The following is a 12,746-nucleotide window of genomic DNA, read 5'->3' on the forward strand; positions in this document are numbered from 1 at the left end:
GATTTATATTATTTAAATAAGTTTCCTTCTGTTATCTTACATAAGAATGCGCAATTGTAAAAATAAGTGTGTGGTTTTTGCTTAAGAGGATTGAATAGAAATTTCCCAAGTAGATAACCCTATCTTAAAAAAATGGGGTTTAATCCTGCTTTCTTTGAAAGATTAACAAAGCACTTTTGTAAAAGAATAAGGTGAAATTAATGAAATATAGAATTCCTTCGTTATCGTCCAACTCCATCTATTTGGGTGTTTTGTTAGCCATCGTAGGCGGTTTTTTAGATGCTTACACCTTTATCAGTCGTGATGGGGTGTTTGCTAATGCACAAACGGGAAATATGGTACTGCTCTCTGTAAAAGCAGCAAATAAGGAATGGAGAGGCGTTTTGCATTTTATTCCGCCTATCTTGGCATTCATAATGGGCGTGTTGGTTTCAGAAATGGTGAAAATTCCTCAAATAAGAGAAGTATTGCATAGCTATCGAAGGTCCATTCTGATTTTGGAATGTCTGGTATTGATAACTGTAGGTCTGTTGCCTAAAAGTGTACCTAACATAGTGGTTACCGTATGTATTGCCTTTGTCTCCTCTTTACAAATTTCTACGTTCAATAAGCTGGACAAGTGGGCCTACAATTCAACGATGACAACAGGTAACCTTCGAACGGCGACACAAGCCGCCTACATGGCAATAAAGGAAAATGATCTTGAAGCAAGGAAACAATTTAAAGAATTTTTTGTGATTATTCTTTCTTTTATATTTGGTGCGCTGACAGGAACCTTTTCTACCACTTATTTTGGAAATCCATCTATTTATATAGCTGGAGGAATTTTAGTGATTGCTATTATTCTTTATCACCGGGATAGAGGTTATTTGAGTGAAAACCTTAGGTCAAAAATAAGATAAAAGATAAATGGAAAATTTTTGATTGGGCATGACAGGTTTTGGAACGTTTGTTATAATAGATATAAGAAAGTATGTTCGGAAATAAGGTAAATAATATAAATATAATCACTAAACTGGGGGAAGTTCAAATGGAAGAGAGCTTTAAACTAATCCTCAATGAATTACAAAAAATGAACACTCGTCTGGAAAATTTAGAAACTGGTCAACAAAAGTTAGAATCAGGTCAATTGAAATTGCACCTATACGTAAAGGAAGTAAAAAACGGACAAGAAAAACTACAAAAGAATTTGATCCAAAGTATCGGTGATCACACAGAAAAAATGATTCAATATACAGATGATAAAACAGATGCCTTAAACAAACGGCTTTTTAATGTAGAAACGGAAATTGAAAAACTACTAAGAAAATAATCCAATGCTATGGTTGGATTATTTTTTATAAATAAATCGAAATATGCAATAGTAATAATATATGTCAATTTGAACGGTACATTGGTTGTGGTACCGTTCAATTTTTGTATAAAATAACAATAGGAAATAAATTTGAAAAGGTGATAACATGAGTAATTTATCCGAAGTATTATCAACTAATCACAATGAGAATGTTGAGGAATTAAAAGAACTGCTCCGCATTCCAAGCATCAGTTCCTTATCTGAGCATAAAGAGGACATTCAACAAGCAGCCTCCTGGATTGCCAATAAATTAAAAAACATTGGAATGGAACATGTGGAAATCATCCAGACAAAAGGTCATCCAATTATCTATGCGGACTGGCTTCATCAAGAAAACGCCCCAACAGTTTTAGTATACGGTCATTATGACGTACAGCCCGTTGATCCAGTTCATTTATGGGAAACGCCTCCGTTTGAACCAACGATCCGTGATGAAAAGATCTTTGCCAGAGGCGCAACCGACGACAAAGGGCAGACATTCTTACATATCAAAGCAGTTGAAACATTATTGAAATTAGAAGATAAATTACCGGTCAACGTTAAATTCTGCATCGAAGGAGAAGAAGAAATCGGAAGTCCACATCTTCCGCCATTTTTATCCGAAAACAAAGAGAAATTATCCTGTGATGTGGTTATTATTTCTGATTCGGATATGTGGGACAGAGGTGTTCCAGCCATCACCTATTCTCTAAGAGGTCTATGTGCACTGGAATTTTCCCTTAAAACCGCTAATTCTGATTTGCATTCAGGCATGTTTGGCGGAGGAGTTCAAAACGCCAACCATCTATTAGTACAGCTGCTTTCTACTCTTCATGATGAAAACGGTAAAGTAAATGTGGACCATTTTTATGATGATGTCGTGGAATTGACGGAATTTGAAAAGGAACAAATAAAAGCCTTGGGCTTTGATGAAGAAAAACTAAAAAAATCGTTAGGATTAACAGATTTTACGGGTGGAGAACACAGTTTCCCTTACCCGGAGAGAATCAGTTCCCGGCCTACATTAGAAATAAACGGTCTTTGGGGAGGATTTCAGGGCGAAGGGACAAAAACGGTCATTCCGAACGAAGCACATGCCAAAATCACCTGCCGCTTAGTCCACAATCAAAATCCTGAAACGATTCAAGGATTGATCAAAAAGCATCTGGAAGAGCATACACCAAAAGGATGCACGGTGAATGTGTCGCTACAAGATACAGGCAATCCTTTTTTAACACCGATCGACAGTCCAATGATCCAAAAAGCGGCCGAAGCGTATGAAAACGTCTATGGGAAAGCACCTGTTTACAAAAGAGAAGGTGGTTCGATTCCAATTGTATCGGATTTCAACCAATCCCTAAATGCGCCGGTTGTTTTAATGGGCTTTGGTTTGCCAGATGAAAACCTTCATGCACCGAATGAACATTTTAACTTAGAAAACTTTGATAAAGGCATTCTAACCATTTGTTCCTTTTTCGAACGTCTTAATAAGTAAAATGGTGCCTGTCACCACCTGTGGGGTGATGACAGGCGTTTTAATGAGATGAAATCCGTTGATAAATGGGATTATGCTGATAAATTTTATTTTCCGCTGATAAGTCACTGAAAAGTGCTGATAAATCAATAAAAAGCGCCGATAAAAGTGTTGGAGCTTAATATAATCCTAGGATGGAGAAGGAATTGATCAAAAGGAGTGAAATCCTCTGAACGATATTTATGTTTTCGTGTACGGAACCTTAAGAAAGAATGAAACTAATCATTTTTTACTGAAGGAAGCCACACTAATCGCCCCTCAAGCATGGACGAATGGCCGCCTTTTTGACACAGGTCTCGGATACCCTGCACTAAAGGAATCAATAAACGATAAAGTCTATGGTGAAATCTACCTTATATCTGAAGAGCAGCTTCATAGACTGGATGAATTAGAAGATTACCGTCCGAATGATAGAAACAATTTATACAACCGAAAAAAGCAAGTTGTTTTTTATGATACTGGTAAAATAGAAACCTATCTTTATTTTATTGCCGAACATCAGGAAACACTGTTGAAAAATCCTATCGAATCAGGTGATTGGAAGCTTTACAGATCCTGATCCTAGTAAGCGTACAAAGAAAGCCGCCAAGAAGGGCGGCTTTACGTTTAATGTTGAACTTGCTTTTGATGCTCCATGACCTTCTTGTGTGAAGGAAGGAAGAAAGTAGCGATGAGATTAGCGACCACGATAAAGAACACGAGAATGAACACTAAGTGCATACCATGGGCGAGCGCCTCATGAATCATCGTAATGACGTTAGCAGGCAGCTTATTAATGGTATCAGAGCTTAAGACATTACTAATATTGCTTCCTCCGCTCCATCCTCCACCCGTATGTTCTTTTCCATAAGTAATCAGGGAGTTGTTAAAAATCGTTCCAAAGACAGCAACCCCGACCGTTTGGCCAATGGATCTAGTAAAGGTGTTTGATGCGGTTGCCGCACCACGCATTTGCCAGCCAACCGCCGATTGAACGAGAACGGTTGTTGGAGTGGTAGCGTAACCCATGCCAAGACCAATGACAATCATAACCCCGACAAAATACCAATACGGTGAGTCAAGTTCCACAGCCAGCAGCCATGTTCCACCGAGGGCAATCAAAACCGCACCAAGGATAGCGGTTAATTTAGAGCCAATTTTATACATATACCGACCGGCAAAAGTGGCACCCAAAGGCCAGGCGATCGACATTGGCATCAGTGTAAGTCCTGAGCTCGTCGCACTGTGTCCAAGAATCGTCTGAATCCACATAGGTAAATAAACATTAACTCCTATTAGGACTGAGCTTGCTAGGAAACCGATGAGATTGGAAACGAGGATAACTGGAATCTTAAATAATGATGGCGGAAGCATTGGTTCCTTCACTTTGGTTTCAATATAGCCAAACAGCACAATAAAGATCACCGAAACAGCAAAAAGAATATAAATGGCTGTCGAATTCCATGCATATTTCTGCCCAGGACCAGCATTTAGTAGCGCATATAATAGAGTTGAAATTCCAATGGTAAACGTAATGGCTCCAAAATAATCAATTTTACGGTCCTTTTTCAATTCAACGGTTTCTTTGAAGAAGACAGTGATTAACACTAGTGAGACTAAACCGACCGGCAAATTAATATAGAAAATCCAACGCCAGCTGATTTGGTCGACAAAGAATCCTCCTACTAATGGACCAAGGAGACCGGCGATTCCCCAAACCGCACTAAATACTCCCTGCATTTTGGCACGTTGTTCACCAGGGTAGAGATCACCAATAATGGTAAAGGTTAGCGGCATAACCGCACCTGCACCAATTCCTTGAAAGGCGCGAAACCAGATTAATTGAGTCATTGTGTGAGCTGCACCTGACAACATGGAGCCCGCCACAAACAAAATGACTCCAATGATAAAGATTTTTTTTCGGCCGAATAAGTCAGCTAATTTACCGTAAATGGGTGTTGTTACAGAAGTGGTCAGAGTATAGATCGCAAATACCCAGCTGATTAATTTTAACCCGCTGAGATCACTGACAATCCGCGGCATGGCCGTACTGACAACCGTGACATCAATGGCGACTAATAGAATTGCAACCAGCATTGCAACAGTTACCATTTTACGATTAGTAGTTGTGTTTGGCATGTTTTGTCTCCTTCATTTTTTAAAAATAATGAAAAAAATTCCTTTTATTTGTCAAGATGTTGACTAAATTAGTTTAAGTTATCCTTCCAAATTAGTCAACAACTTGACTAATTGTATCTACTTCTTTAAGATAGTCAATAATTGACGAAGGCGGAGGTTTGTATGGAAGAAGTAAAAACAAACATTACGTTAGATATTTTTAGACTATCCAATCTCTTAAGCAGATATGGAGCCAAGATGGTTACCGATGTTGGACTTAATAGCATCCAGCAGTGGGTTATTCTTAGAACAATTATTAATAGAGGTGAAATTTCCATTGGTGAACTAAAAGAAGAAATGCTGGTGACGAAACAAAATATGACCGGAATGATTCATCGTCTGCAGCAATCAAATTTAGTTACTATTTTTCAAGATCCTGAAGATAAAAGACGAACTCGTGTGAAAATAACTGAGGAAGGAATTCGTGTTTATGAGCAATTAAAATCGTTACGAAATGATTTTAATGCCCAGACGTATCATATTTATAATGATCAGGAAATATTGGTTCTAAGCGATTTACTTGGGCGAATGGTTGAGCATTTGAAAGAGGAGACATGATATCAATGCAGGAATAATTCAATTTAACCTAAAATATGTATATAAGAAATAAATGGAAGTTGGTACATCTAGTGTCCCTGCAAGTGTCTAGAAGGGAGCATGTGATTTGAAGCGAAATAAAAATGTACAGTTAACCATTTTTCTGCTTTGTATCTTATTAATCATTCTTATTGTTCATGCCATTCTTCATATTAAAATCTACTTTGTATACAGTACAAGTCTTGGTCCAATTTTCTTAATTGGATTAATTATTTTCCTAATTGCTTTATTATATTATAAAGGGTAGTTAATGATGGTGGATAAATGCATTGATAGTTAAAATATGAACAAAAGGGTCCAATCTGTTATCAGATTGGTCCCTTTTGTTTCTCATGTAATTCTCATATGCTTAATAGCCCTTACCAATCGAGATTAGGCATTTTTTCCTCATTGCCAAATCATTACAAACCTATCTTTTTCCATAACTCTTATAGATGATATTTGTTACAATAATGATAAAAGAGTAATTAATAGAGGACTGAATCGCTTGAATCACAATTTATTATCATTTCTTCAAACCTACTTTTTAAAAAAAGGGGAAGTATTAGAGCTAACGCACTTAGATACAGAGACTAACTCCATTAAAGATATTCCAATTATAAAACGTTTGTCTACACGAATTAAGCAGGTAGGTGTACTTACTTGTTCCCTGGATTCATTTTCAGATGGTGCCCCTGAACGAGTGGACCACCTACAGCACTTTCCTATTACCCCTCGGAAAAAAATTGACCAAAGTGATTATTCTGAATCAGATATTTTAGAGTGGTTAAGCGAAGGATGGATTGTCAAAGAAATAAGGTTTATGAAAGATGGGAGATCGGTCGATACAATTCATTACCGAATGGGTTACCGGTTGTATCGTTTACAACAAGCCTTACAAATTCAGACACAGAAAAATCTGGAGAATGAGATTGACGATTGGAAAAATCGACTTGTATCAATAGTTGAAACTTCTTCGGTCTCAGATTTTTCAATCAATAGCAAACCTTTATTAAAGTTATATGAGTTTATTTCTATCCAATTGAGTAAAGAAAATGCAGTTCTATTGGAGTCTACCTTTTTGACAGAAAAATGGGTGTTAAATAAGAAATTAATGTTTCTTCATTTCTTGGCAGCTCTGCTGCAATTGTCATTGAAAAAATCGGAATTTGATTGGAAAGAAATTGGTGCACATTATTATCAGGAAATTGGTGGTTCTAAAAAATTCGATTCTTACAAGGATGACTTTTTAACACAATTGGAAGAAATCATTGAATGTCCTGCATCAAATATTGGCTTGGTTAGCTTAGGGAAAATTACACCATTATTTTTTTCAGGACTCATTTCGGGAAGCTACTCAGAATATAAGTATGGGCCAGTCCATGCTCTAACGGATTTAGCGATTGCGCAGGAAGATTATACATCCTCTGCTAAGATTTTATGGCTAGTGGAGAATAGAGCTATTTTAACTAGATTTTCTGCTGAGAAGAACTTTTTAAAAGAGTACGAGATTTTAATGGTATGTGTGGATGGTCATCTCCGTTCCTCTCATAGACAATGCTTATTGCAATTGACTAAAAATAGCCATTTTACGCAAGTGTTGATATGGACTGATTATGATAAGGATGGAATTTATATTGCGGCAGAACTTTATGAAGTCATATCGAAATATCATAAGAATGTAGTGAAATGGGTGACGCATGACCAAAATGTCCTAACGTCATGGAGGGAGTATGAAGAATCCACAAAGCATTTTAAAGTAAATGACGGAGTGGAACAGGAACAAATATTAGGGGGTAGCGAAGATTGGAAAAAATGGATTCAGCTTCAATAGTATCAATTTTTAATTCAGATGATTCAGCTCCCGAAGTCCTTCAGGCAATGAAGGACATTTCTTCATTATCAGGTGTTTTAAGCGATCTAGGTTCGCACACGTTTTATCAGTCTCCGATGGAAATTTTAAGATTTTTGCGTATCATTCAGCTCATTAATGAAGAAGCATTAGGACTTGATGAAAAAATCGAGAACTCCGAAACACTCTATTACCGTTACCGAAATAGATATAGTGATCCTGAATTTCCAACTAAAAAGAAAATAGAGCAGATTGTTAATATTCTTGCCAAATATAATTGGATTTCTAAGCATTCGCGATTGATTAAAATGCGTGATGTGGGGAAGCGGATGATGGATGTTTTGATTCGATTGGCAAACGATTCCCTCGCTTACCACATGCATGATGATATAGGACGATCACTTTTCCAGGCAAGGCGGGATGCGGAAATAAGTGAAGCTTATGATGATCAGGGGATTTCGGGCGGTAATAAAATCGCAAGTATGATTAAGAATGTAGCAGATGCCATACAATTAATGGAAGAACGAGAACTCGAAATGTTAGCGGATCGTAATGCTCTTCCACAATTGGAATTAATTCATGAATTAATGAAGGACCTTGAAGGCAAACTTCAAGAACGGTTTCGTCAATTTCAGACAATGGAAGAAAGTTTAGTTTTAACAGAACTAATGCAACGAGGAACGGCTGCTTTAGCCAAAGGAACGAATCTCAGTTTAGGAATGATTACTAAATACTTGAAATTTACCACAATGCAGAATACTCCGTTGTCTTCTACCTTGAATCCAGAGAAAGTACGTGAATTTATCGTTAAAATGTTTGACCCTCCAATTGAATCAGACGTTCCAAATATATATCAATTACTTAGTTTTATGGAACAAAATCAATATGAAGGTGAAGCAATGGATGGGTTGTGGATACCCGTTAAGTTTGCAGCTCCTATTCCAGCCCTTGCTATTGATGAGGCACTAACATATATGGAGGAGTATGAACCACTTACTGAAAATATAGATGAAATCGATGTGGATCCCGAATTTGAAACAAACGTTATTTCACAAACGGATTTAGATGAACTTATGAGGGAAACAAATTGGCTGTTGACGAAAAATATGATTGAGACATCTAAAATTGAAGAATTTCTTGAACAACATGAAGAAACACCACTCGAAGAGGTCATCATTAAGGCGACGTCATCAGAATGGAGCGATGCTGTCAATGCGCTAACTGCCATTTCTGCTTTAGTAGGAAATAAAAAGGTTACAGTCGAAAAATCAAATCAGAAAAATAAATTACCAACATTTAATCGAAATTGGGAGTGGATGAATGATGAAGACAGAGTCAACATTGTCCGAAAACGAAATACAGGACAAGAAAAGCGAAACAGCGAATGAGTCTTTTTCAAGTTCAAATCCTTTATATGCCCTTCAAGCCATTAGAGGTATTTTAACGGAGGAAGAAGAAATGGTTTTTATGAATATCATGTATTCTTCTTCGGCATCTGTTCGATCCGGTAATTTTGGGTTATCACGGAAAGAAGTGGAAAAACAACTCAATATTCAAGGAAAAGAAGATCAATTTTACTCTTTTTTAACTAGGGTTAACCAAGCAATTGCCCGTTATTTTCAATTAATTTATGATGAACGCCGCGACCAAGTCATCGTTATGATGAGAGTGCCTGCCAAAGCTGCTAGGAGTACGTTAAATAAAGAAAGTCTATCGATTTTGTTATATATTTTTTACCAGCAGGAAGTCTTGCAGCACGAATTTACAACATTAGATCAGTTATTGGATGCATTCGGTCATGAGACGACTAAAGCTAATTCTAGGATTCTCGCAAATATTGATCCACTTAGAAAAATTGGCGCGCTGGAAGAGTATGATACGACTTCTCAGGAAAAAGCGTATCAAATCACAGCGATCGGGGTGCATATGTTTTCTGATTCCTTTTTAAAAAGAACAGCAGAATTCAGTCAATCCACTCAGTTAAATAAAGAAGAAGTTTTAAAGTTTTTTCGTCGTTATAATTATGTTCCGAAAGGAGAGTCAGAATGATTCCTTGGCGTTTAACCTTCACCGGTATTCGGGATTACAGACCAACATTAATCGATTTATCCGGCGTTAATGAGCATGTCATGATAACAGGTCCAAATGGTGCAGGAAAATCCACGATCACTTTTTGTATGGGAGCCGTTTTATACTCTTCAAAGGTTGCTATAGAAGGGTTAAAGTCGCGAAATCTTTCTCCCGATCAAACATGGAAGTCCCGAATTACATTATTGTTCAATAACTCTAGCCTAATGAAAATCGATGCACCGCGATTTATTGAATTTTCGTTAAACATGGTGCAAGAACCTGGACAGCCTATAAAGAAGGAATACTGGATTTCCACTGGAGAGGAAATGGATCAATGGGATGAAACGATTCGATATTCGTCAGGTGATCGAATATATAATTTTTCAGCCTATCGGCATGCCCTGCAATATAAATATAAAATTGATCCGGATTTATTTTATTTAATCTGGTATCAACAAGAAGTCAATCAATTTGCCGTTATGAGTCCTGAGGAGCGATTTCGGATTTTCAGTGAAATGCACGGCATTGATAAAACGCAGCGTGATTGGGAAGAAAGTATTGAAAAGTTAAAGGATACAGAAGAATCATTACGATATGCAGAAACAAATGTAAAGATCAAAAAACAAGAATTAACGCTAAAGAAACGAGAACTTGATCACTATCATGATCATCAACAAAGGCTGAACGATGGTGCGAAACAATATATAGAAGCATTATTAAATCTCGAACATTCTCATATAAAGGAGATTGAAAAGGATAAAGAGATTCAAATTCAGCTAATGACTGACCTTGAAAATTGCTTACAAAAGCAAATGGAAGCAAAAGTAAAGAAAGACCAAAATGAAGCAGCCAAACAGGACTTGAAACAATCTAGTATTCAATTAAATTTACAAATACAAGAAATTGAAAACAAGATTATAACCAGTCAAAATAAGGCTAAACAATTAAGGGAAGATATCGTTAGGTTAGAAGAAGAGCTATCGGCTACGTCAGCTAAGAAAAACAGGCTTACTCGATCGGAAGAAGAAGTGAAGCTAGATTTAAAAGCGTTGAAGAAGCAACAGAGCAAAACGCTAGAGGATTTAAAAGAAAACCAAGAGGATCTAAAAATAAAAAAAGACAAGTTCCTCAAAGAAGTTGAAGTGAAGATAAAACTCACCCATGAAATCGAAGCAAATAAAGAACTGGAGTTCAAACATCAAGAATGCTTACGAACCTATACTAGCAGCCATATTGTTCAGGAAACACTTGATCATTTAGACATGGATTTGGAGCACAAGAAGGATTTAAAGCATGTCTTATCCAATCAATTAAAAGAATTGGAAAATGAACAAGATATACTGAGAGAAAATCGGATGTTGTCAAGCCGCCAAATAGAATCTTTAAAATTATTAAAAATCCATCAAATAAAGGCCTATCCACTTCGTGAATTAATTCAATTAGATTCAACGGCACAGCTGCAGGATGAGAAGCTATTCAATGCCATTAAATATACTATTTTCTTTAATGGTAAAGAGATCATACCGCCTAATGATTTGTATCATGTTTCACTTAAGGGAATCATTCCAGATCGTTCGATTACAAAGCTGCCTATCCTGCATCTTGAAGTGAAAGACGGTTTGCCAGATGTTGATCTCCCATTTGCCATGAAAGCTTTGTGGTGGGTGGAACAATTTTTCAATAATCAGGAGTATACCATAAAAAACGATATCCTCATTGATAGAATGGGAATAAGAGGCCCTCAGGAAAAAGAAAAGTACATTCTTAGTGAAAAAGCATTAAAAGCGAGAAAAGAAAAAGTAGCGGCACTACTGGAAGAAAAGCAAAAGGCTAAAGATTCTTTGGAAGAAGAAATCGTAGACAACACTAAGAAAATCCGTCATCTGAATAGTGTAATTCAGTCTGTAAAAGAAGCAGAAGCATTTATGACGAAGGAATATGAAAGACTCAATTTGAAAAGAAAATTGGATGAAGTTAGAGCTGAAGAGAAAAATTTAAAATCCATAATTACTGTGCTTGAAACCTCAATAAGTCATTTCAACAGATTGATAATTGAGCAATCATCATTAGAAAATATTTTAAAAGAGGAAGAAGAAATATACCAAGAGATTGGTCAAATGAAAGAGAGATTTCAATTCCTTACACAGTTAAAGGCTTCGTATACGGAACAAGAAAAACTAATTTCTAAAATGAAAACGCAGCGTGATATTCTTGATGACCAATATGATAAAGTAAGCAGAGATATAAAACATGTTGAACGAAAGATTGGAGAGTTACAAGAGGAGTTAGATATTTACTCGCGAGACCTTAGGATTTTTGAAAGTCAAAAAAGGGATGCGGAAAATAGAATTGAATTGAGTCAGATGAAACTAATTCAATACATGGATGAGCTCACAAATCTACAAAAGATCCACTCCAGTTTGTATCAAAAGATTATTTCAAACGTTAAAACGGATTCAGAAACGTCTATCCAGCAAATGATGAATAAGCGTGAAGAAGGTCTAGTGAAGTTTAATCATGCATTGGACGAGGAAGTAGATCCTGCTGCACCTGAAAACTATGAAGCAGTAAAGAAAGAATTTGAACGATTAGATAACGAGTGTAATCGGACGAAAATTTTATTAGCACAAGATCAGGAACGAACCGATCAACTAAAAGATCATCTGGAGAAAACTGTCAATATGCGTGTTCTAGAAATACAGCAGCGATTTAAATCGTATATGGCTCACTTTCAATTTGATGGAGAAATTAGCTGGGAATCATATGAGGATAGGCAGAATCGGACTCATTTTAAGCTTTTTATAAAAGCACGTAAAGAAGGCCATCGTGGTGTAATGGAAGATGTAAGTGTCAAAGCAAGGGGAGGCAAGGTTGGGAAAGGCGTGTCAGGAGGAGAAGAATCGTTGAGTTCTCTTCTATTCGCATTGGCCCTTCTGCAAAATCTAAAGACTTCTCCAGGATTCATTGTATTAGATGAGTTTGACAGTGCTCTAGATGAAAATAGAAAATCTAAAGTATTTGATTTATATGTTCAGGAGCTGCAAAGAAAATTAATTATTCTAACGCCAAAATCCCATGAAGAGACCTATTTAAACCGATTTAAGAAAGCATTCGTAGTTCATCATGACCCAACCATTCCACAAAGTAAAGTGGTGGGCTTGGTGAAAACGGAGGAGAGCCTGATTACTCAAAAATAAAATGATAAAACTTTCATTTTATAATTT

At 36.6% G+C, this 12,746-nt stretch carries 11 protein-coding genes; 10 read left to right on the forward strand and 1 reads right to left on the reverse strand.

The features are described from left to right. Nucleotides 1-200: 200 nt before the first annotated feature. From CVD27_RS19995 to CVD27_RS20010, 4 genes are all read left to right on the forward strand, one after another. Nucleotides 201-902: a YoaK family protein gene (locus CVD27_RS19995; RefSeq protein ID WP_101649782.1), complete on the forward strand. Its 702-nt coding sequence runs from the start codon at nt 201-203 to the stop codon at nt 900-902. A 128-nt stretch (nt 903-1,030) separates the two neighbouring features. Next, on the forward strand, nt 1,031-1,312 hold the full coding sequence (locus CVD27_RS20000; RefSeq protein ID WP_101649784.1) for a hypothetical protein: 282 nt from the start codon (nt 1,031-1,033) through the stop codon (nt 1,310-1,312). A 148-nt stretch (nt 1,313-1,460) separates the two neighbouring features. After that, entirely contained in the window at nt 1,461-2,828 is a 1,368-nt protein-coding gene (locus CVD27_RS20005; RefSeq protein WP_101649786.1) for a dipeptidase, read from the forward strand. A gap of 229 nt (nt 2,829-3,057) precedes the next feature. Beyond that, nucleotides 3,058-3,426, forward strand: a complete 369-nt coding sequence (locus tag CVD27_RS20010; protein ID WP_257984437.1) for a gamma-glutamylcyclotransferase family protein — start codon at nt 3,058-3,060, stop codon at nt 3,424-3,426. Nucleotides 3,427-3,473: 47 nt separating this feature from the next. Here the strand turns inward: CVD27_RS20010 and CVD27_RS20015 are convergent, their stop codons facing one another. Then, nucleotides 3,474-4,985 carry an MDR family MFS transporter gene (locus CVD27_RS20015; protein ID WP_257984438.1) on the reverse strand — a complete coding sequence of 504 codons (1,512 nt, stop codon included), beginning with the start codon at nt 4,983-4,985 and terminating at the stop codon, nt 3,474-3,476. 162 nt (nt 4,986-5,147) lie between these two features. On the opposite strand from CVD27_RS20015, the gene CVD27_RS20020 reads away from it, so the two are divergent. From CVD27_RS20020 to CVD27_RS20045, 6 genes are all read left to right on the forward strand, one after another. Next, nucleotides 5,148-5,582: a MarR family winged helix-turn-helix transcriptional regulator gene (locus CVD27_RS20020; RefSeq protein WP_101649790.1), complete on the forward strand. Its 435-nt coding sequence runs from the start codon at nt 5,148-5,150 to the stop codon at nt 5,580-5,582. Nucleotides 5,583-5,688: 106 nt separating this feature from the next. Continuing rightward, a complete protein-coding gene (locus CVD27_RS20025) occupies nt 5,689-5,868 on the forward strand; it encodes a hypothetical protein (protein ID WP_101649792.1) in 180 nt (59 codons plus the stop codon). A 240-nt stretch (nt 5,869-6,108) separates the two neighbouring features. Further along, nucleotides 6,109-7,434, forward strand: a complete 1,326-nt coding sequence (locus CVD27_RS20030) for a DUF2399 domain-containing protein (protein ID WP_101649794.1) — start codon at nt 6,109-6,111, stop codon at nt 7,432-7,434. Beyond that, complete coding sequence (locus tag CVD27_RS20035; protein WP_101649796.1) at nt 7,407-8,840, forward strand: hypothetical protein; 1,434 nt, start codon at nt 7,407-7,409, stop codon at nt 8,838-8,840. Before CVD27_RS20030 ends, CVD27_RS20035 begins: the two co-directional genes overlap by 28 nt. Beyond that, entirely contained in the window at nt 8,776-9,501 is a 726-nt protein-coding gene (locus CVD27_RS20040) for a hypothetical protein (RefSeq protein WP_374703091.1), read from the forward strand. Before CVD27_RS20035 ends, CVD27_RS20040 begins: the two co-directional genes overlap by 65 nt. Then, nucleotides 9,498-12,719 carry an AAA family ATPase gene (locus tag CVD27_RS20045; RefSeq protein WP_101649798.1) on the forward strand — a complete coding sequence of 1,074 codons (3,222 nt, stop codon included), beginning with the start codon at nt 9,498-9,500 and terminating at the stop codon, nt 12,717-12,719. The genes CVD27_RS20040 and CVD27_RS20045 overlap by 4 nt, the downstream gene beginning before the upstream one ends. Nucleotides 12,720-12,746: the final 27 nt, after the last annotated feature.

Source organism: Neobacillus cucumis (assembly GCF_002860255.1).
GTDB lineage: Bacteria > Bacillota > Bacilli > Bacillales > Cytobacillaceae > Neobacillus > Neobacillus cucumis_A.

What these genes read in the sequence shown, in the direction of transcription:
- CVD27_RS20020 (WP_101649790.1), top strand. Translation starts at nt 5,148, where the DNA reads ATGGAAGAAGTAAAAACAAACATTACGTTAGATATTTTTAGACTATCC.
- CVD27_RS20015 (WP_257984438.1), bottom strand. Translation starts at nt 4,985, where the DNA reads ATGCCAAACACAACTACTAATCGTAAAATGGTAACTGTTGCAATGCTG.
- CVD27_RS20040 (WP_374703091.1), top strand. Translation starts at nt 8,776, where the DNA reads ATGAAGACAGAGTCAACATTGTCCGAAAACGAAATACAGGACAAGAAA.
- CVD27_RS20045 (WP_101649798.1), top strand. Translation starts at nt 9,498, where the DNA reads ATGATTCCTTGGCGTTTAACCTTCACCGGTATTCGGGATTACAGACCA.
- CVD27_RS20000 (WP_101649784.1), top strand. Translation starts at nt 1,031, where the DNA reads ATGGAAGAGAGCTTTAAACTAATCCTCAATGAATTACAAAAAATGAAC.
- CVD27_RS20005 (WP_101649786.1), top strand. Translation starts at nt 1,461, where the DNA reads ATGAGTAATTTATCCGAAGTATTATCAACTAATCACAATGAGAATGTT.
- CVD27_RS19995 (WP_101649782.1), top strand. Translation starts at nt 201, where the DNA reads ATGAAATATAGAATTCCTTCGTTATCGTCCAACTCCATCTATTTGGGT.